Origin of the sequence: Campylobacter concisus (assembly GCF_003048575.1) — a bacterium.
Lineage (GTDB): Bacteria > Campylobacterota > Campylobacteria > Campylobacterales > Campylobacteraceae > Campylobacter_A > Campylobacter_A concisus_U.
In genome coordinates this window covers 44,736-65,323 of sequence record NZ_PIRZ01000005.1, presented here as the reverse complement: position 1 = coordinate 65,323, position 20,588 = coordinate 44,736, and the positions used below count along the sequence as shown (strand labels likewise).

At 39.7% G+C, this 20,588-nt stretch carries 21 protein-coding genes; 18 read left to right on the top strand and 3 right to left on the bottom strand.

From position 1 onward, the window contains the following. The first annotated feature begins 22 nt into the window (after positions 1 to 22). On the top strand, positions 23 to 1,753 hold the full coding sequence (dsbD, locus tag CVS84_RS06995; RefSeq protein ID WP_107691700.1) for a protein-disulfide reductase DsbD: 1,731 nt from the start codon (positions 23 to 25) through the stop codon (positions 1,751 to 1,753). On the opposite strand, the gene nth is transcribed toward dsbD, so the two are convergent. Continuing rightward, positions 1,746 to 2,378 carry an endonuclease III gene (nth, locus tag CVS84_RS06990; protein WP_107691699.1) on the bottom strand — a complete coding sequence of 211 codons (633 nt, stop codon included), beginning with the start codon at positions 2,376 to 2,378 and terminating at the stop codon, positions 1,746 to 1,748. The two genes, dsbD and nth, sit on opposite strands and share 8 nt — an antisense overlap. A 95-nt stretch (positions 2,379 to 2,473) precedes the next feature. Between nth and CVS84_RS06985 the strand changes: the two genes are divergently transcribed. The 7 genes from CVS84_RS06985 to CVS84_RS06955 all read left to right on the top strand — a co-directional run bounded on the left by CVS84_RS06985 (position 2,474) and on the right by CVS84_RS06955 (position 9,751). Further along, positions 2,474 to 3,292, top strand: coding sequence for a peptidylprolyl isomerase (locus tag CVS84_RS06985; RefSeq protein ID WP_107691698.1), 819 nt, complete (start codon positions 2,474 to 2,476; stop codon positions 3,290 to 3,292). Positions 3,293 to 3,307: 15 nt separating this feature from the next. After that, positions 3,308 to 4,372, top strand: coding sequence for a class II fructose-bisphosphate aldolase (gene fbaA, locus CVS84_RS06980; protein ID WP_107691697.1), 1,065 nt, complete (start codon positions 3,308 to 3,310; stop codon positions 4,370 to 4,372). A gap of 4 nt (positions 4,373 to 4,376) precedes the next feature. Next, positions 4,377 to 5,690 carry a MotA/TolQ/ExbB proton channel family protein gene (locus tag CVS84_RS06975; protein ID WP_107691696.1) on the top strand — a complete coding sequence of 438 codons (1,314 nt, stop codon included), beginning with the start codon at positions 4,377 to 4,379 and terminating at the stop codon, positions 5,688 to 5,690. After that, entirely contained in the window at positions 5,687 to 6,778 is a 1,092-nt protein-coding gene (locus tag CVS84_RS06970; protein ID WP_107691695.1) for an OmpA family protein, read from the top strand. The genes CVS84_RS06975 and CVS84_RS06970 overlap by 4 nt, the downstream gene beginning before the upstream one ends. Continuing rightward, entirely contained in the window at positions 6,771 to 7,622 is an 852-nt protein-coding gene (locus CVS84_RS06965) for a pyridoxal-phosphate dependent enzyme (protein WP_107691694.1), read from the top strand. Before CVS84_RS06970 ends, CVS84_RS06965 begins: the two co-directional genes overlap by 8 nt. Further along, positions 7,619 to 8,911 carry a histidinol dehydrogenase gene (gene hisD, locus CVS84_RS06960; RefSeq protein WP_107691693.1) on the top strand — a complete coding sequence of 431 codons (1,293 nt, stop codon included), beginning with the start codon at positions 7,619 to 7,621 and terminating at the stop codon, positions 8,909 to 8,911. Before CVS84_RS06965 ends, hisD begins: the two co-directional genes overlap by 4 nt. Before the next feature lie 84 nt (positions 8,912 to 8,995). Beyond that, the gene (locus CVS84_RS06955; RefSeq protein WP_199906118.1) at positions 8,996 to 9,751 is read left to right on the top strand and encodes a flagellin; all 756 of its coding nucleotides are present in this window, start codon (positions 8,996 to 8,998) and stop codon (positions 9,749 to 9,751) included. A gap of 242 nt (positions 9,752 to 9,993) precedes the next feature. On the opposite strand, the gene rpoD is transcribed toward CVS84_RS06955, so the two are convergent. Continuing rightward, a complete protein-coding gene (gene rpoD / locus CVS84_RS06950) occupies positions 9,994 to 11,850 on the bottom strand; it encodes an RNA polymerase sigma factor RpoD (RefSeq protein ID WP_103604792.1) in 1,857 nt (618 codons plus the stop codon). Positions 11,851 to 11,999: 149 nt separating this feature from the next. Between rpoD and CVS84_RS06945 the strand changes: the two genes are divergently transcribed. Together CVS84_RS06945 and flgG are read left to right on the top strand one after the other, a co-directional pair. Then, the gene (locus CVS84_RS06945; protein ID WP_107691692.1) at positions 12,000 to 12,809 is read left to right on the top strand and encodes a flagellar hook-basal body protein; all 810 of its coding nucleotides are present in this window, start codon (positions 12,000 to 12,002) and stop codon (positions 12,807 to 12,809) included. Between the two features lie 15 nt (positions 12,810 to 12,824). Further along, complete coding sequence (gene flgG, locus CVS84_RS06940) at positions 12,825 to 13,613, top strand: flagellar basal-body rod protein FlgG (protein WP_021091447.1); 789 nt, start codon at positions 12,825 to 12,827, stop codon at positions 13,611 to 13,613. A gap of 285 nt (positions 13,614 to 13,898) precedes the next feature. Here flgG and CVS84_RS06930 read toward each other — a convergent pair whose 3' ends face one another. Beyond that, complete coding sequence (locus CVS84_RS06930) at positions 13,899 to 14,297, bottom strand: tetratricopeptide repeat protein (protein WP_107691691.1); 399 nt, start codon at positions 14,295 to 14,297, stop codon at positions 13,899 to 13,901. A gap of 173 nt (positions 14,298 to 14,470) precedes the next feature. Here CVS84_RS06930 and CVS84_RS06925 point away from each other — a divergent pair, with 173 nt between their 5' ends. The 8 genes from CVS84_RS06925 (at position 14,471) to CVS84_RS06890 (ending at position 20,576) form a co-directional block, all read left to right on the top strand. Continuing rightward, positions 14,471 to 15,265, top strand: a complete 795-nt coding sequence (locus CVS84_RS06925; RefSeq protein WP_107691690.1) for an MBL fold metallo-hydrolase — start codon at positions 14,471 to 14,473, stop codon at positions 15,263 to 15,265. A gap of 93 nt (positions 15,266 to 15,358) precedes the next feature. Next, on the top strand, positions 15,359 to 16,021 hold the full coding sequence (locus CVS84_RS06920) for an AzlC family ABC transporter permease (RefSeq protein ID WP_107691689.1): 663 nt from the start codon (positions 15,359 to 15,361) through the stop codon (positions 16,019 to 16,021). Continuing rightward, positions 16,018 to 16,353, top strand: coding sequence for a branched-chain amino acid transporter permease (locus CVS84_RS06915; protein ID WP_107691688.1), 336 nt, complete (start codon positions 16,018 to 16,020; stop codon positions 16,351 to 16,353). The genes CVS84_RS06920 and CVS84_RS06915 overlap by 4 nt, the downstream gene beginning before the upstream one ends. An 85-nt stretch (positions 16,354 to 16,438) precedes the next feature. After that, complete coding sequence (locus CVS84_RS06910) at positions 16,439 to 17,485, top strand: type II asparaginase (protein WP_107691687.1); 1,047 nt, start codon at positions 16,439 to 16,441, stop codon at positions 17,483 to 17,485. A 108-nt stretch (positions 17,486 to 17,593) separates the two neighbouring features. After that, complete coding sequence (locus CVS84_RS06905; protein ID WP_107691686.1) at positions 17,594 to 18,193, top strand: LysE family translocator; 600 nt, start codon at positions 17,594 to 17,596, stop codon at positions 18,191 to 18,193. 74 nt (positions 18,194 to 18,267) lie between these two features. Beyond that, positions 18,268 to 18,627 (top strand): DsrE/DsrF/TusD sulfur relay family protein, encoded by a 360-nt coding sequence (locus CVS84_RS06900; RefSeq protein WP_107691685.1) that lies wholly within the window; start codon positions 18,268 to 18,270, stop codon positions 18,625 to 18,627. A gap of 19 nt (positions 18,628 to 18,646) precedes the next feature. Next, positions 18,647 to 19,543: a DUF4299 family protein gene (locus tag CVS84_RS06895; protein WP_107691684.1), complete on the top strand. Its 897-nt coding sequence runs from the start codon at positions 18,647 to 18,649 to the stop codon at positions 19,541 to 19,543. Positions 19,544 to 19,724: 181 nt separating this feature from the next. Then, a complete protein-coding gene (locus CVS84_RS06890) occupies positions 19,725 to 20,576 on the top strand; it encodes a hypothetical protein (protein ID WP_107691683.1) in 852 nt (283 codons plus the stop codon). Positions 20,577 to 20,588: the final 12 nt, after the last annotated feature.

Below are 20,588 nucleotides of genomic sequence, written 5' to 3'. Positions count from 1 at the left end.
TTTTAATTTAGCAAGGATTAGTATGTTTTTAAAATTTCTTTTTTCGATTATTTTATTTGTAGGCTCGCTTTTTGCCGAGGTTTTAGATGTTAGCAAAGCCTTTGTTTTAACTCCAAGCGTTGATAGTCAAAATGTTGAAGTAAAGTTTAACTTTGGTGAAAATATCTATCTTTATAAAGAGAGTTTTGAGATTAAGCTAGCTGGCAAAAAGATAAATGAGCTATTAAATTTACCAAGTAGTGAAAATACGGGAGAATATGAAATTTATCCAAAAGATTTTTCGATTTTTATCCCATTAAATTTAGTAAAAGAAAATCTTTCAAATGGCAAAGCAACACTTGACATTAACTATCAAGGCTGTGCTAAAAACGGCATTTGCTACCGTCCACAAAGTAAAATTTATGAGATAACTGACCAAGCTGGAAAATTTAGCATCGCCACTTTTAAAAAAGAGCAAAAAAGCGATACCGACAGCTTTGCTGAAGAATTTTCTAGCGAGCAAGATATCGCAAATGGGCTTGGAGATAAAAATTTCTTTATCTCGCTTCTTACTTTTTTTGGTTATGGTCTCTTGCTTTCACTAACACCTTGTGTCTTTCCGATGATACCGATACTTTCAAGCATAATCGTCTCAAAAGGCGCTAATTTAAATGCAAAAAAAGGCTTTTTATTATCATTCATTTATGTTGTCGCGATGAGCCTGGCTTACGCACTAGCTGGAGTGGCAGCTAGCCTACTTGGTTTTGGTATCGCAGGCACTTTGCAAAATATCTATGTACTTGGCGCTTTTGCAGCCATTTTTGTTATTCTAAGCTTTAGTATGTTTGGATTTTATGATATAAAATTGCCAGCAAAATTTGAAAATTTGATAAGTAAAAAATCTCAAAATAGTTCAGGCTATGTTGGAATTTTTATTATGGGCTTTGCCTCAGCTCTCATCGTATCGCCTTGCGTTGCAGCACCATTAGCGGGTGCGCTTCTTTATATTGCCCAAAGTGGAAATGTCTTTTATGGTGGCATTATGCTTTTTGCCATGGGGCTTGGCATGGGCGTGCCGCTACTTATTATCGGGCTAAGCTCTGGAAAGCTCTTGCCAAAACCTGGTAGTTGGATGGATGAAGTGAAAAAATTCTTTGGTTTTTTGATGCTCATCATGGCAGTTTGGATCCTTGCACGTGTGCTCGGAGAATTTTTTGAGCTATTAGGATATGGCATTATAGGCGTTTTTATGGCAGTTTATTTTGGGGCATTTGAAGTAGCAGAGCAAAGCTGGGCTAAGTTCAAAAAAGCGTTTTTTATCCTAGTTTTTATATATTCAGTTATGCTAATAGTTGGTTCATTTTTGGGCTCAAAGGAGGCTTTTTCTCCGCTTTCTGGACTAAATTTGGCAAAAAGTGATAGTGCGTTAAAATTTAATTCCGTTAAAAATTTAGATGAACTAAATGAGATAATAAAAAACTCAACCAAACCCGTTTTAGTAGATTTTTATGCTGATTGGTGTGTAAGCTGCAAAGAGATAGAAAAGAACACTTTTAAAGATAGTGATGTTATGGATGCTTTGGCAAATTTTGCACTTATTCGTATCGATGTAACAAATGGTGGATCACAAAATGATGAAATGCTAAGAAATTTTGGACTTATTGATCCGCCTGCGCTTTTGTTATTTAATGGTGGCGATGAGCTAAAATTTCTTAGAACTATCGGTTTTATAGATGCTAAAAATTTTCTAGCAAAGCTTGAAAAAATTAAATAATCTTGTCCTTGCTGTTGCAAAGATCATTTAAGATACACTCATGGCAAAGCGGCTTTTTGGCTTTACAGGTGTAACGTCCAAAGAGCACCATGGCTTGATGAAGCTTGCCAAGATCTGTTTTAAAGGCATGGCTAAGATCAGCTTCAGTAGCTTCTGGCGTTTTTGCATGGCTAAGATCAAGTCTGTGCGCCACCCTAAAAACGTGCGTATCAACAGCCATAACATTTGCATTTGTAGCTTCTAAAAGTACGACATGAGCGGTCTTTTGTCCAACTCCAGCAAGCGCTTTTAGCTTCTCTTCATCAAGCGGAATTGCTCCATTATAAAGCTCAACCACGCTATTTGCCATTTTGATTAAATTTACCGCTTTGTTATTAAAAAAGCTACACGAGTTTATCATTAGTTTTAGGCTTGCTAAATTTGCGCTAGCTAGCTCATAGACATCTTTATACGCTTCAAATAAAGCTGGAGTTATTAAATTTACTCTTTTGTCGGTGCACTGGGCTGAGAGCATGACACAGACAAGTAGCTCATATAAATTTCTAAATTTAAGCTCGCTTTTAGCGTCTTTAAACTCTTCTAGAAGTCTTCTTTTTATCTCTAAAATATCTTTTTTTGTTCTCATTTTCGTATTTTACCTTATTTTCTTAAGTTAAATGAAAAGTTATCGCTTTATTTGATATAATCTTGCCCATAAAATCAATTTTTTAAAGGATTTATATGAAAAAAATTTTGTTTCCAGCAGTTTTAAGTTTAGCTGCAGCTGTCACTCTAAACGCAGCAGTAGTTGCAACAGTTGATGGTGATGCTATAAGCGATAGCGATATTTCAAGCCTTTTATCAGCAGCTATGCCAGGATTTGACGCTAGCAAGCTTCAACCAAATGAGAAAAAACGTATAATCGACGATCTAATAAATAGAAAACTTCTTTTAAAAGATGCTAAGTCTAGCGGTATCGAAAAAGATGTAGAGTACATCAAAGCTGTAAAAGCAGCGCAAGAAGGCATCGCGGTTGAGCTTTATATGAGAAAGCTTTTTGACGGTATAAAAGTAAGTGATAACGAACTAAAAGATTTTTACAACAAAAACAAAGCTAGCATGAACCAACCAGCTCAAGCAAGAGCGAGACATATCTTAGTTGAAGATGAAAAAACAGCAAACGATATTATTGCTCAACTTAAAAATTTAAAAGGCGAGGCATTAACAAAGAAATTTGCAGAGTTAGCAAGCCAAAAATCAATCGACAAAGGCTCAGCAGCACACGGCGGCGAGCTTGGCTGGTTTGGTCAAAGCCAAATGGTAAAACCTTTTGCAGATGCAGCATTTTCAATGGCAAATGGCACAGTTTCAACAAAACCAGTTAAGACTCAGTTTGGATACCATGTTATCTTAAAAGAAGATGGCAAAGCTGCTGGCACTGTAAGCTTTGAGCAGGCAAAACCAGAGATTGAGCAAGCTGTAAAAATGGAGAAATTCCAAGCTGCTGTTAGACAAAAAAGTGAAGCTCTACGCCAAAAAGCAAAGATAGAATATAAGTAAAATTTGGAGGATAAAATGGGCGTTTTAGATATCGTAAAACCTGGTGTTTTAAGCGGAGATGATGTAACAAAACTTTATGCTTATGCCAAAGAGCAAGGTTTTGCAATACCTGCTGTAAATGTCGTAGGCAGCGACTCAGTAAATGCTGTTTTGGAAGCAGCAAAGGTTGCTAACTCGCCTATTATCGTTCAGTTTAGTAATGGCGGTGCAGGTTTTTACGCTGGTAAAGCCTGCGAAAACGCAGCCGTTCTTGGTGCGATCGCTGGAGCAAAGCATGTTCATCTGCTTGCCAAGGCTTATGGCGTACCAGTCATTTTACACACAGACCATGCCGCAAGAAAGCTTTTGCCTTGGATAGATGAGCTGATCCTTGCTAGTCGCGAGCATAAAAAAGCCCACGGTGTGCCACTTTTTAGCTCCCACATGCTTGATCTTAGCGAAGAAAATATCAACGAAAATTTAAGAACATGTGAGAAATACCTAAAAGAGCTTAGTGAGCTTGGCATCAGCCTAGAAATCGAGCTAGGCGTCACTGGTGGTGAAGAAGACGGCGTGGATAACACAAGTGTTGATAACGCACTTCTTTACACTCAGCCAGAAGATGTCGCGCTTGCTTATGAAAGACTAAGTAAGATAAGTGATAAATTTAGCATCGCAGCTAGTTTTGGCAACGTCCATGGTGTCTATAAACCGGGTAATGTCGTGCTAAGACCAGAAATTCTTAAAAACTCACAAGCCTATGTTGCTAAGAAATTTAATACAAAAAGCGACAAGCCTGTAAATTTTGTATTTCACGGCGGCAGCGGCAGTGAGCTAAAAGATATCAAAAATGCTGTAAGCTACGGCGTTATTAAGATGAACATTGATACCGATACGCAGTGGGCATTTTGGGACGGCGTGCGCGAGTATGAGGCTAAAAATAGAGCGTACTTGCAAGGGCAGATCGGCAACCCAGAGGGCGATGATAAGCCAAATAAAAAATACTACGACCCAAGGAAATGGCTAAGAAGTGGCGAGGAGAGCATGGTTAAGCGTCTTCAGACTGCTTTTAGCGACTTAAACTGCCTAAATAGGAACTAATCCTATGCAAAATCAAAATGATTTTAGTGAGCTAAGCGTGCCAAAAGAGCGCCAAGCTCACTCTTTCTTTGTCTTTTTTAAAGTTATCTTTATCCCTTTAGCTATCTACATCTTGGCGGTACTAGCCTATCTTGGCGTTATAAATTTTCAGATGAAGCTTCACACCATCGTGATGATGGGCGTTATACTCTTTGTCGCTTTTATATTTTCACGTCACAGTGCTTTGGTAGCTTACTCAAATTTCTTGGCAAATGCCAAAGACTACAAGATAAGGCTAAAAGAATTTATCATCGCTCATCTTTTTGAAATTTCAGGCGTCAAAAAGGCAAACGCTAAATTTGAAGATTTTTTCGAGAGCTACACAAGAAATTTTAGAAATGACAACCTAGCAAATATCGGCCAAGCAGTCTTTCCTATGCTTGGAATTTTGGGCACATTTATCAGTATCGCTATCTCTATGCCAAGCTTTAGCTCAAGCACCGCAAACGGACTTGAAAAAGAGATCGCTATACTGCTAAATGGCGTGGCTACGGCATTTTATGTATCGATTTACGGCATATTTTTAGCACTTTGGTGGATGTTTTTTGAAAAGATCGGCATTAGTAAATTTGAGAGATTTTACAGCGAGCAAAAAGAGCTAAGCCGTGAGTTTTTCTGGCAGGAAAATGAGCTAAATGCAAATTTCATGAAAGCAAGTGTAGGCTACTTTAAAGATAGCCACGACGCCTTTAAAATGGTGCTTGATGATAAATTTGTAAAAGAGCTAAGCGAGCAGACAAATGAGAAATTTAACAGCCTAAAAGAGCTTTGTGAGGTTGAAAAAAATATCATCAATCAAAGCAAGGCAGAGCTTAGCGCAAATTTAAAAATGCTAAATGAAGCTAGCCTAAAACAAGATGAATTTGTAAAAATCCACTCTGATATGCTAAAGGCAGTAAGCGCGTTTTCTAATGCCTTTAAAGATATGGAGGTTAAAATTTTAACCGAGCATGCAAAGCTTAGCGAAATTTTTAGCAGAAATTTAAACGCTACAAAAGAGAGTCAGCTTAAACTTGAGCAGACTATCAAAAGTTTTGACAAAGTTTTAAGAGAGTTTTCTTACTCGCTCATGAAAGAGCAAAACGACGCACTAAAGGAATTTAGAGCCTCACTCGTGGAGAGTGTGACGATATTTAAGGCGGCATATGAGCAAGAGGGCAGGAGCTTGGAGCGTGAAAAAGAGCGCGAGAGCTTGATAGCTGAGCTTAAGAAAAACATAGACGAGATCGACAAAGAAGCAAATTCTGTAATAGAAAAAATCGAAAATCTAGTGCAATGAAAATAAACAAAAATAATGAAGATCAATCAAGCTTTTGGGTTTCGTACGCGGACTTGATGGCGGGTCTGCTCTTTGTTTTTATGCTGCTAATCGGCGCTATCGTCGTAAAATACGTCCTAACTCAAAACACCCTTGAAAATAAAGAGCAAGCTATCATCGCAGCTTTAGCAAATTTAAAAGACGCCCAGGGTAAAAATTTTACACTCGAAGAGCTAAATGACGCCCTAAAAAGTGAGCTTTCAAAGATAAGCGATGAAAACATAAATTTAAAAAAATCAAATGAAATTTTTGTCATCCAAATAGACGCCCTAAAAGAAAAACTAGCCCAGCTCATAGAGGAAAATAGGGATTCAAACACGAGCATAAAAGAGCTAAACGCCAGCATTTTTGATCTAAATCAAAAGATGATCGTGCTAAATGATGAAATTTCATCAAAAGATAGGGCGCTTAGCGACGCAAACGAAAGCAGTGAGAAAAATTTAGCCAAGATCGCCTTTTTGCTTGAGCAAGTGAGCCAAAGAGAGGCTAGATATGACGAGCTTTTAAGGGACTTAAACATCACTCGTGACAGAGTGAAAAATTTAACCGGTATCAGGGTAAAAGTGATCTCAGCCCTAAAAGATAGGCTAGGCTCAAGCATCGAGATCGACCCAAATTCAGGCGCGCTAAAGCTTAGCTCCTCAGTGCTTTTTGATAAAGGCAGTGCAGTCTTAAAAGAAGAGGTCAAAGAGGAGCTAAAGGCCACGCTTAGTAAATATTTCGACGTGCTTTTAAATGATAAAGATATCGCGTCAAATATTGATCAAATCATAATCGAAGGCTTTACAGATAGCGACGGAAGCTACATTTATAATCTAGAGCTTTCACAAAAAAGAGCTTACGCAGTGATGGAGTTTATAAACTCATTTAGTGGCGATACTCGCCTTAGAAAGCTACTTGTCGCAAGCGGACGAAGCTACAACGAGCTAATTTTTAAAGACGGAGCCGAGGACAAGGACGCTTCAAGGCGCATCGAGATCAAATTTTCACTCTCAAATAAAGAGGCTATCAACGAGATAGAGAAATTTTTGGAGTTTAAGGGTGATTGATAAAATTTGCTTAAGAGGACGAGAATTTTGGCTTTTAAGAGATGATCTGCTAGGCGAGTTTAACGGCAACAAAGCAAGAAAGCTAGAGTATTTTTTAAACGCTGATCTTGGCGGCATCAAAGCCATCGTTTCTCACGGCTCAAGCCAGTCAAATGCGATGTATAGCTTAAGCCTTTTTGCTAAGATAAAGGGGCTTAAATTTTACTACGTCATATCTCATCTTAGCTCAAATTTAGAGCAAGATCCAGTTGGAAATTTCAAATTTGCACTTGAAAATGGCATGGAAATTTTTATAAAAGAGGAACGTGAGAAATTTGCTAAAGAGCTGGCAAAGAGCCAAAATGCACTTTTTATAAATGAGGGCGTGGCGCAAAGTGAAGCCGAGCTTGGCTTTATCGCGCAGGCAAATGAGATAAATGAGTGGAGCAAAAAAAGTGGGATAAGGCCTGATATTTTTTTACCATCAGGCACAGGTACAAGTGCTTGCTATCTGGCAAAGCATACCGATCTTAGCGTTTATACTACTCCATGTGTAGGGGATAGTGACTATCTAAAAAAACAAATTTATGAGCTAGATAAAAATAGCAAGGTGCAAATTTTAAATCCGCCAAAGAAGTATCATTTTGGGAATTTATACCCAGAGCTTTATGAGATTTGGCTAGAGATTTGCAAAAGTGGCGTGGAATTTGACCTAGTATATGACCCTGTTGGCTTCATCACGCTTTTTGCAAATTTAGATAAGCTTGGGGACCAAATTTTATACATCCACCAGGGCGGAATTTTAGGTAACATTACACAAAAGCAAAGATATGAGAGAAAACTAAAAATAAAGGATCACAAATGAAATTTTTACACAGCAGCGACGCTGACTTTGAGAGTAAATTTTCGCAGCTTGTTAGACGAAGTGATAATGACATAAGTGCTGTAATGCCAGTGGTTGCTAGCGTAATAGACGAGATAAGAAAAGATGGCGATAGTGCACTTTTTGCCCAGATAACAAAATTTGATAAATTTAACGTCACAGGCAAAAACGACATAATAATTGACGTAAAAGAGATGGAAGCGGCCTACAACTCTCTAGATAACGCCCTAAGAGTAGCTTTAAATTTAGCCCACGATAGGATAAAAAGCTATCATGAGCGCACAAAGCCAAGTGACTGGACCTACAAAGATGAGCACGACATATTACTTGGGGCAAAATACACAGCGGTTGATCGTGCAGGCCTTTATATCCCAGGTGGCAAAGCGGCTTATCCTAGCTCGCTTCTTATGAATGCGATCCCAGCGATCGTAGCCGGCGTAAAAGAGATCGTAGTTTGCACCCCAGCACCAAATGGCAAGGTAAATACCTTGCTTCTTGCTGCAATGCACCTATGCGGCATCAAAACAGCCTTTAAAATAGGCGGTGCAAGTGCGATCGCAGCGATGGCATATGGAACTACAACGGTGCCAAAAGTTGATGTCATCACAGGACCTGGTAATATCTACGTGGCGACTGCCAAAAAGCTAGTTTATGGTGACGTAAATATCGATATGATTGCTGGTCCAAGTGAGATAGGAGTGATCGCTGATGATAGCGCTGATCCTCGCCATATAGCTATCGATATGCTCTCTCAAGCCGAGCACGACGAGATAGCAAGTGCCTTTTTGATAACACCAGTAGAGGCTTTTGCAAGAGCGGTACAAAGACACATCGAAGATGAGCTAAAGACGCTAAAACGTGAGCCAATCGCAAGTGCAAGCATAAGAAATAAAGCTGCAATAATAGTGGCAAAAGATTTAAAAGAGTGTTTTGTCCTCATGAATGAGCTTGCTGTTGAGCATCTAGAGATCGCTACAAACGATGCTTTAAGTTATATTGATGATGTGACTCATGCGGGCGCTATGTTTTTTGGACACTTTACGCCTGAAGCGATGGGGGATTATATCGCTGGACCAAATCACACATTGCCAACTGGCGGAAGCGCGAGATTTTACTCACCGCTTGGAGTTGAAAATTTCATGAAGAGAAGCTCTATCATTTCAGTGAGTAGAAAAGGTATCATGCATCTTGGCAAATCATGTATGCAGCTAGCCGAAGCCGAAGGGCTAACTGCTCATAAAAGATCAGTTGCAGTGAGACTAGAAGAGTAAAGAAAAATAGATTTTATAAAGATTTTGCAACTTTTTATAGAATTTATAGTAGAATCAATAGCGAATTATAAAAAAGGAGTTGTTATGAAGTTAGGAACTTATACTGCAAACCAGGCTTCAGGAAACTATTATTTAGATCAAGCAAAAAATAGCGAGAAGAAGGCACTAAATGCTATCTCTGCAAACAGTGAGATCAAAGCATCAGGTGCAAATTTGCAAATCGCAGAGAGTTTGCTTTCACAAACAAATGTCTTGAACGAAGGTTTAGTAAATGCAAACGATATGATTGGAATGCTTCAGATCGCTGACTCAACACTTTTAAATTTAAGTAAAAGTACAGATAAAATAGGTGAACTTTCAAGCAAACTCACAAATCCTACTCTCTCAGCAAATGAACAAAAAGGCATAAAGGGCGAAATCAACGCACTAAGAAATGCTATGAATGATAGCGTGAAAGAAGCTAAATTTAATGGCAAAAACGTATTTGATGCTGAGCTTGGATTTTTTACAGGCGAGAGTACAAAAAATATAAATTTGGGCACAAATGCTCTTTTAAATGTAAAAGATGACGGCTCAAATACAGGTGAAATTTTAAAAAATATAAATTCGCTTCGTTCAGAGATCGGATCAACACAAAATGCTGTATTTAGGGGCATAAACGCTCTAGCAGCAAGAAGTGTGGCAAATGCTAATAGTATAGAGAATCTTGATAGTAGCGATATAGCAAAGAGCTTGGAAGAAAATTTACAAGCAAATTTAAAGCTACATGCTGCATCTTTGGCTAAAGCTCACGATACTACGAGTTTGGTCGCAAAACTAGATAAACTTCTAGCTGAATAAATTTTTACCGGTCTTGCACCGGTAAATTCTTTTTATCTAACTTTATTCTTTAAAAAATATTAAGTTTTTTTGTGTTTCTATTTTTAAGTTGGTTTAATGGCTAAATAAAATTTAGATCTAGTCTTTCAATAATGAAATTAATGTAGTTTTGCTAGTAAAATTTATTGCTAAAAATTATCAAATTTAAATTTTATAAAGCTAAAGAGAAAGTCTTAAGGAAAATATCCAAAAGAAAAGGGCTTTTAGCCCTCAATGTAGTTTTTAAGTTTTCTACCGACTTTTGGGTGTTTTAGTTTTTTGATAGCTGAGCTTTCTATCTGGCGGACGCGCTCACGAGTGACATTTAGGGCCTTGCCGATCTCTTCAAGTGTGCGGTCGCTCTCATCTTCAAGCAAGCCAAATCTCATCGAAATAACCGCTTTTTCACGCTCATTTAGCTGTGAAAGTACGTCATCTATCTGCTCTCTAAGGTCACTTTTTAAAATTTGATCAATTGGAGAAAGTGAGCTTTTATCCTCTACAAAATCCCCAAATTTACCGTCTTCTTCGTTTGCGATCGGAGCTTCGAGACTGATCGGCTCTTTTGTGATCTTGATGACTTGCTTTACCTTATCAACGCTTAGCCCAACCTCTTTTGCGATAACGCTTACATCAGGCTCTTTTCCCTCTTCTTGGAGGTATTTGCGGTTTATTTTGTTGATACGATTTATCGTTTCTATCATATGGATAGGTATTCTAATCGTCCTTGCCTGATCGGCGATCGCACGCGAAATAGCCTGGCGGATCCACCATGTGGCGTAGGTTGAAAATTTATAACCTTTTCTGTATTCAAATTTATCAACCGCCTTCATAAGGCCGATGTTGCCCTCTTGGATGAGATCTAAAAATGGCAAGCCTCTATTTGTATAGCGTTTCGCGATACTTACAACTAGACGAAGATTTGACTTAGCCATTCTGGCTTTTGCCTCGTCAGAAATTTTCTTTCCACGTTTGATCTGCTCTAAAATTTCTTTTAGCCTTGTTGGCTCAAGATCAAAGCCTTGCTTGCTCGCCTCTTTTGTAGTAAATAGCTTTTTGATCTCGACATAAGTTGAGACCATTGTAGCTTCTGGCACGCGAGCTGCGATCTCTTCTTTACTAAGCTTGATGATATCTTTTAGTATGCTTTTGTGATTTTTCTTAAGCTCATCGCTAAACATTGGCAAGCGATACTCCAAACGTTTTAGCTCTCTGTCAAATTCGTCGTCGCTTTTTAGTGCTGTTTCCATTGATTTTACGATTTCGCTAATTAGCTTACTTGTTGGACCAAGGTCCATCAGCTTCTCTTTTAAAATTTTCTTTTTAAATGCAAGAGTCATCTTTGAAGCTGTGTCATCGCTTTCAACTTTATCTTGTTTGTTTGCAGTCTTTAGCCACTCTTTTTTGGCTTTTTCGAGGGCCTTAAAGCTCTCTATAACTTTTTCAGCGCGTTTATCGTTTTTGGCTGATTTTTTAGGAGCTTCGTTCTCTTCGTTTTCTTCATCTTCCTCGTCTATATCGTCTTCGCTATCTTCATTCTCTTCGTTTTCACTCTCGTCCTCAAAGCTCTTAAAAAGCTCTTTTACACGGCGTTCTCTGTTGATAAGCGGCTCTTTATAGTCAAGTATGAAGTCAATCAAAAATGGCACAGAACAAAATGCATCGATAATGATATCTTCGCCAAGCTCGATCCTTTTGCTGATCTCTACCTCTTCATCTTTTGTAAGAAGTGCGATCTGACCCATCTCTCTTAGATACATCCTTACTGGACTATCAGATCTTGACCACTCTAAAAGGTCACTTTCGCCTGAAAGATCGAGATCTTCGTCGATATCTTGATCACTTTTTTGAGCATTTTCTTGGCGTTTTTTAGCATCGGCTAAATTTCTAAGCTTTGCAGCCTCAGCAGATGTGATGAGCTGGACTTTATTCGTTTTTGCTAGTTGTTCTATCTTTTTTACTATCGTAGCAGTCGGAGCTTTGTCTAATAATTTTACTAATTTTTCGTATGTCAAAAAGCCTTTTGCATTTTCAGCGAAAAGCTCTTCTATCTGAGAAAAAGAGTCTTTTGCGGCGCTCATAAATTTCCTTTCGAATCGTCTAATTGTGATTTAAGTGTTGTTTAAAAGAAAGTGGATTATACCCAAATTTTGTAAATGTGTATAAAAACAAAGTTGGAACGATGATTGCTTAGTAATTCTAAACAATCAAATTTTGACTAGGAAATTGTATGCAAAATGGTTATTATCAAGCCACAGCTGGCATGGTAACGCAGTTTAACAGATTAAATGTTATCTCAAATAATCTTGCAAATGTAAATACGATCGGCTATAAGAGAAATGATGTAGTCATTGGTGATTTTGCGAGAATTTTTAAAGAGACGCAAGATGAGCTTCCGCTTAAAAATCATACAAAAGATGGAGCCAAATTTTTAAATAGAACGCTTGATCGCGTACCACAAGTTAGCGAAGAGTATACTGACTTTAGTGCTGGTGGCTTTAAATACAGCTCAAACACGCTTGATTTTGCGATAAAAAGAGACGACGCATTTTTCTTAGTTGATACCCCAAATGGTGTAAAACTTAGCAAAAACGGTTCTTTTAGCCTTGATGGCGATGGTTATATCGTCACAAAGGAGGGCTATAAGGTTTTACCAAGTGGCTATGAGGCACAAAATCCTGGACAAAGAGGCATTCAAGTACCACAAGGCGAGGTACTAACTGCTGATAAAAATGGAAATTTATACTCAAATAATAATCAATTTTCTAAATTTTACATCGCTCAGCCAAGAGAGATAAGATATCTTAAAAAGGTCGGCGACAACCTCTTTGAAACTAGAAATTTTAACGACATAAATGAGCTTGATGAAGCTGATAGCGTAATGCAAGGATATGCTCAGATGTCAAATGTAAACCCAGTTTTAGAAATGGTTGGTCTAATAGAAACCCAGCGCTTAGTTGATATGTATCAAAAGGTTATGACAAGCCACATGAGCGACCTTAACCAAGATGCTGTTCAAAAACTAGCCCTAAAAGCTTAATAAAAGGATAAAACTATGATGAGATCACTTTACACTGCGGCCACTGGCATGATAGCTCAGCAGACGCAGATAGACGTAACCTCACACAACATCGCAAACGTAAATACTTATGGATACAAGAAAAATAGGGCTGAATTTGCTGATCTTATGTATCAAGTCATGGAGTATGCAGGTACGGCTACAAGCCAGACTACCACAAGCCCAACAGGCATCGAAGTAGGCCTTGGCGTGCGTCCAACTGCGATAAATAAAATTTTCTCTCAGGGCTATTTCAAAGAGACTAGCAACAACCTAGATATGGTCATAGCTGGCAATGGATTTTTTCAGATTCAGCTACCAGATGGCACTACTGCTTATACTAGAAATGGTGCTTTTAAGCTTGATGCAAACGGGACGATTGTAAATAGCGACGGCTATCAGTTGATCCCTCAGATCACAGTCCCTGCAAATGCGACGCAAATTTCTATCGGCACAGATGGCACCGTATCAGTGCTCCAAGCAGGTGAGAGAGAGATGGCTCAGATAGGTCAGATCGAGCTAGCAAATTTCATAAACCCAGCTGGCCTTCACTCGATGGGCGACAACAACTATCTAGAAACAAGCGCTAGTGGTAACGTGGTGGTAGGTGTAGCAGGACTTGACGGACTTGGTACGATCAGACAAGGGTTTGTTGAGATGAGTAACGTTCAGCTAGTTGAAGAGATGACTGATCTTATCACCGGACAGCGTGCGTACGAGGCGAACTCAAAGGCGATAACCACGAGTGACTCGATGCTTGAAATAGTAAATGGGCTTAAAAGGTAGGTAGTATGGATGTGACTCTGACTATCGTTGGGCTTATACTGGTTGCTTTTACGCTTGAGGTATTTTACTTTTCAAACAATACTTCAAAAGAGAAGGACTCAATAAAGCAGACGCATTAATTTGGTCTAAATTATAAATTTGGCAGTACTTATTGTTGCTTGATGAATTATAAATTTTTTAAAGCATCTTTGTAACTGCCTATAAAATTTCTCTTATCCTGCTATCACTTTGATGCATTTCATCTAAAATTTCTACTCTTAAGAGCAAGAATAAAAGCATTTTTGCTTAATTAAAATTTTTAAGCATACTGCATGCTTCTTCCAAATCAAGCTCGCAGGCTTTTTTGTAGTAGTTTTTTGCTCTATTTTTATCTTGCAACATACCAGTATCTCCAGTTTTATAAATGAGCGCAAGAGTATAGCAAGCAAATGCATTTTTTAGTTCGCAAGCCTTATTATAAAGCCTAAGTCCTTCTTCTTTCTCTTGCGCTGGAGTGTCTTTTTGTAGATATATATTTCCTAAAAAGAGACAACTGTGCGGATTGCCTAGCTCGCAGGACTTGTTCGTCATATCTGCCATTTTATCGCGCTCATTTTTGTCAAGGTAGATATATATATAAGATCGGTGCAGCTTTCTGTTCTTTGCTTTTAAAGCTAAATTTACCACCGATTTGGATATTTTCATCCGCCTTTTTTAAACATCCTTCAAACGCAGGTGGTTTTATGTGCGTTGCTGAAAAACTTGCAAACCATAAAACCAAAAGCATAAAATCTCAAAGTACTGAAATTTAATTCTTTTTAAATATCTTTTTAGCCTTTTTTGGTATTTTGAGCTAGTAAATTTTACAAGGAGAAATAATGAAAATAAACAAATTTCAACATATCAGAAACGCTACCGCAAAGATAAACTACGCGGGAGTGAGCTTTTTGCTTGACCCGTATCTTGCGCCAAAGGGCAAACATCCGGGCTTTGAGGGGACGCTAAACTCACACCTTAGAAATCCTTTGATAGAACTTCCTATGGATGTAAAAGAGGTGTATAAGGGCGTCGATGCGATCATCGTTACGCACACGCATCCTGATCACTGGGATGAGGTCGCGGCCGAAATTTTACCTAAAGATATCGTTATCTTTGCTCAGCATAACGATGATGCGGCGCTAATCAAAAAGCAAGGCTTTAAAGACGTAAGAGTGCTAAACGAATCGGCCGAATTTAAAGGCGTGAAACTACATAAAGCGGGCGGCGCTCACGGCACGGTAGAGATGTATGAAAACAAGCAGCTTGGCGCTATTTTGGGCGATGCGATGGGCGTCGTGTTTGAGGCAAAGGGACACAAGACGCTTTATGTCATGGGCGATACGCTTTGGACTGTGGACGTAAGCAAGGCTCTAAACAAATTTAATCCTAGTGTAGTCGTGATGAATACGGGCGACGCTCGCGTGCTGGCATTTCCTGACAACGGTATCATAATGGGCAAAGCCGACGTAGCCCACGCCGCAAAAGAGCTTAATGGTGCGACTATCATCGCCGTACATATGGACGCCGTAAATCACACGAGCGTAAGCCGTAAGGATCTTCGTGAATTTGTTAAAAAAGAAGGCATAGAGAGCAAGATCACTATCCCAGATGACGGTGAAATCATCAAATTTTAATCTCAAATTTTACCCTGCAAGGCTAGAATTTCTAGCCTTTATCCTAAATTTTCAAATTTTTGCTAACATTTTGGCTTTTATTAAGGTAAAAATTTGACATTTAACTACGTTTTTAAACTATCCATTCCTATCTTTATGGGCTATTTCCCGCTTGGTGTCGCTTTTGGCGTGCTGGCAAAAAGCATGGGAGTGAGCGCATTTATTGCTGTGGCACTTAGCACGCTAGCATACGGCGGCGCAGCGCAGTTTATGATGCTCTCGCTCTTTAGCGTCGGCACTAGCTATGTTGAGGTCTTTATCGTGAGCTATCTTGTAAATTTGCGTCACACTTTTTATGGAATTTCACTGTTAAAAGAGTATAGCGGGATCAAATTTAGGCTTTTAAACATCGCTTTGCTAACAGATGAGACCTTTGCGATATTTAAAAATTTAGGGCTAAAAGAGGCTAGTGATCGAAGCTTTGTCTTTACCTGGCTAAATTTACTTGCTTGGTCTTACTGGGCGGCTGGCACGCTGCTTGGAGCAATACTTGGTGATCTTATAAAGGCCGATACAAAGGGGCTTGAGTTTAGTTTGACCTCGCTATTTATAGTGGTCGTCATCGAGATGTTTAAAAATGATAAAAACTACCGCGTGCTCTTTGCGGCGGCGCTTTTTGGCGTGCTTGGAGTGAGCCTGTTTCCAGCTAAATTTGTGCTTGTTGGCTCGATGGCGCTTTGTTTTATATTTTTGCTTTTGTTTAAGGATAAAATTTGATAAGTGTAAGCTCAAGCGAGATGGTGCTTTTTGTGGCGGTGCTTTTAAGTGCCTTGGCTACTTTTATAACGAGAGCGACGCCATTTTATGCATTAAGAAACTATAAGCCAAATCCTTATTTAGACGCTATCGAGAAGCATATGGGCATGATGATAATGGTCGTTTTGGTCTGCTACGGTCTAAAAGATACTAAATTTAGTGAGTTTCCATATGGCTTAAGCGAGATAGTGGCGGTTTTGACGGCTGTTTCGGTGCATTTGCGATATAAAAATGCCCTTCTTAGCATAGTTGTTTCAACCGGAATTTATATGCTTTTGATAAGAATTTTTTAAATAAATATAAAATTTGGAAGTTAATAATTTTTTTAAATAAATGGCATTATAATGACTTTGCAAATTTTAATGCAAAGGAGCTAAAATGCGTTTAATCTTTAAGGCGGTGTTACTCATGATTTTAGGTGCTACTTTAGCGGTTGCTAAGCCAACCATCTACATCCTAGCTACTGGTGGAACGATAGCAGGAAGTGGCTCAGGATCGCTTGATTCGAGCTATACTTCTGGAACTGTTACGGTCGATAAACTAATTGCAGCCGTGCCGGATATTAACAAGATAGCCACTATCAAAGGCGAGCAAATTTCAAATATCGGCTCACAGGATATGAACAACGAAGTTTGGCTAAAGCTTGCAAATAGAATCAACGAGCTTCTAAATAGCGGCAAAGCTGATGGTATCGTCGTTACTCACGGAACGGATACTATGGAGGAGACGGCGTACTTTCTAAATTTGGTCGTTAAAAGCGACAAGCCAGTCGTGCTTGTAGGTGCGATGAGAAATAGCGGCTCACTAAGCGCAGACGGTCCACTAAATTTATTTAACGCTGTAAACGTTGCTATAAGCAAAGATAGCGTAGGCAAGGGTGTTGTAGTCACTATGAATGACGAAATTCACGCGGCTCGTGAGGTAACCAAAACCAACACAACAGGCGTTGATACATTTAAATCACCAAACAGCGGTAAGATCGGCACAGTCTTTTATGGCAACGTAAAATACTATATGAATCCGATTAGAAAACACACAGCAAAATCAGCATTTGACCTAGAGGGCGTAAAAGAACTTCCAAGAGTCGATATCATCTACTCTCATGCAAATGACAATCCTGACTTTGTAAACATAGCTGTTAAAAACGGCGCAAAAGGTATCATCAGCGCTGGTCTTGGCAACGGCAACCCTTACTTTAGCGTGCTAGAGGCTCTTGGCGAGGCTTCAAAAGCTGGCGTAGTGGTAGTTCGCGACTCACGCGTAGGAAGCGGCGAAACAACCATGAACGGTGAGGTGGACGACGCAAAATACGGCTTTTTAACAAGCGATAATCTAAACGCGCAAAAAGCCAGAGTGCTTTTGATGCTTGCGCTTACAAAAACAAGCGACAAAGCCAAAATTCAAGAGTATTTCTTAACTCACTAAAAAAGAGGCGGCTTGGTCCGCCTTTTAAATTTAAGCTATAAATTTGATCGCGGGATCTGATTTATAGCTTAAATTTTTATATTTGTTAGCTAAATTTCAAGGCTTTTTATGGACTTCTTACTCTTTTTCGCCACGCTTGCTCCTATCTCGTTAATGCCAGGCATCAATATGACCTATGCGATGAGTATCGGTATGAGCTTTGGCTATAAGCACTCGCTTATTATGATGACCGGACAGCTTCTTTCGCTTGCTTTCGTGGCGTTTTGCTGTATGCTTGGCGTGGGTGCGGTGCTTCATCATTTTGGGTACGCATTTAAGGCGCTAAACATCATCGCAGGGCTTTATATGCTCTATCTTGGCGCAATGCTCTTTTTTGGCAAGGGTGAGCTTAGCGTAACAAACGTCTCAAATTTACCAAGTAAAAAGCAGATGTTTATAAACGGACTCATCGTTTGCGTTACAAATCCAAAGGCATGGATATTTTTCTCGGCTTTACTGCCTACATTTTTGGACAAAGACGATCCCTTTAGTCTCGCTCGTATGTGCTTGATCACGACAACGCTTCTTTTCATCGAGTTTTGCTCGCTAAATATCTACGCGCTTGGCGGAGCTATGCTAAAGAAATTTTTACAAACGCACCTAAGGCTACTTGAAATTTGCACCGCCATTATCGTTTGCGCGATCGGCGTACTTTTACTTTTTAGATAAATTTAGCCTCTTTTTATATAGCTTGGCTAAAATTTGCCCGGTTTGCACTACATTTTTGGCAAAAGGAGAAAAAGATGAAAAAATTTCTATTTATACTTACAAATCAACCATACAACGGTACCGACAATGCTTACAACGCATTAAGGCTAGCTAAAACGCTAAAAGAAAAAGGCGAAGAGGTTAGAATTTTTCTAATGAACGACGCGGTCGATCTTGCGCGAAATAGCACCAAAAAGCCGGAAAACTACGACGTAGATCTAGTAGCGATGTTAAAAGAGCTTTACGCTAACGGCGCTATGTTAAAGGTTTGCGGTAGCTGCCAAACGAGGTGCGGTTTGCATGCGGGAGAGCCTTATTTCGAGGCTGAGGTGAAAGGCAGCATGGATATCTTGTCCGAGTGGGTTAGGCAGTGCGATCAAGCGATGACGTTTTAGAGTAGGCGAAAGAGAATTTATGAGCGTAACATTTAAGGTAAAAAATAAAAAGAAGCTTTTTGGCGGATATGAAAAGGCGCTAAGCGAGCGTGAAATTTCAGAGTTTATAGAGGGATTTTTCTTTTTTAATAGCCAAAACGACGAGCCGAGCGAGCTTTCGCTAAACGAAAACGTGATGATCGCAGGAGTACGGCAAAAGAGCGCTCGCGGCTTTGAGCTAAGCTATGAAGACGGCAAATATATCGTTCGAGTCTGCACTCCAAGCGGCGTTGGCGACTGGCAGACGGCGATTTTGTTTCTTTCTAAAATTTCAGCCAAAACCGGCTCGAAAATAGAGTGCGACAATGAAGAAATTTACGATAGCGAGCAAATTTTAAAATTTGATTATGAAGCCGACATAATGTGGGGACTCGAAGCTCTAAAGGAGGCAAAAGAGAAAAATCAAACGCTTTATATCTCTGGCCTAGAGCGCGACGTGGCGTTTGATGCGGTTATGATAGATGAAATTTTTGCAAGCGCTAGCCCTGCGGCTAAATTCGATGAGATAATGAGACATGTGCAGTATCTTGACGCTTATAGCGCAAGAGAGAATTTATACGAAGATAAAGACGGCAAAGAAATTTTTGGCGCGTATACGCTTAGCGAAAATTTACCGACTATCTTGCCTTACGCTCCCTCTCCGTCGTGGCAGGCGCAAGAAGCACTTGGAGATCGCAATGTCTCGCGCTGGATACTTACGCTAGTAGTCGGCTTAGACGATAGGGACGCGCACGTGCTCGGCGAATGCGAATATGGCGCTTTTATGGCAAATCTGCCAAAAGAAAAATATCGCTTCATAGACGCCGCAAATATACTGGTTGAGCCGCTTAGCGAAGAAGAGATGAGAGAAATTTTAAAAAAGGCAAACGAAGCTTAAGTTAATAAACTGCCGAAATGAAAATTCGCCTCAGACTTGCTTAAAAATTTAAGTCAGTTTCAGGCGCGGATTTAAACTCGTAAAAGCTAGGATTTTACCGGTATTGCCGCCTTTTAGGCTAAATTAGACGAAATTTAGCCTAAACTAATCTAGGATTTGCGTGATTTGAAAAAGGATAAAAATGAAAATTTTAAAAGCTATTTTCGCGTCGGCATCGGCGGTTTGCTATCTAAACTCGGCCGTTTTACCCGAAAGCGACTGGAGCAAAAAGGATCTAAAAAGCGAGGTTAAAAGCATGACGGCTACGGAGTACGAATACTCTATAGACGGCTCCGGCACGCTAGAAAATACGCGCGTGAAGCTAACGGAGTTTAACGAGAACGGCTATATACTGCAAGAAACCGAGCATATAAACGGCGTGCCAAATAGTTCGGTTTTGTTTGAGTACGGCAAAGACGGGCTAGTGCGCAAAAAATATCAAGATAGCGCCGTTTATCTCTACGAATACGAATTTGACGGCGAAAATTTAGTCGCGACGGCTAAAGAGCAGCATGTGGGGGATAAATTTTACCCGCGCACGGAGAAAACTACTTACGGCAAGGACGGCAAAATGATCGCTCGGGCGGCGTATTCCGGCGGGACGCTAGTGACGGACGATAGCTACGTCTACGACGAAAATGGCGTTTTAACGCGGATAGAAAATAATATGGAGCCGCGGCACGGCATAGAGATAAGCTTCGAGCGCAAGCCAAACGGCGAATACGAAAAAATAACGCAAGCCCCGAGCTCAAAATGGGTTTATTACTACGCCGCAAACGGCGACGAGATGGAGTATACGTCGGTAAATTACTTCGGCTCCGAGGCAAAAATCTGGCAAATTCTGCAGTTTAAAGACATAAGCAGGGACGAGCGGGGAAATTTGACGCATAAAACCTCGGTCAAATTTAAGCCCGCGGACAAATACTACGAAAACGGCGACATAACGGAAATCGGCCTATATAAAAAGCTAGAAATCAGCTACGAATACTACTAAAGTGAATTTTTG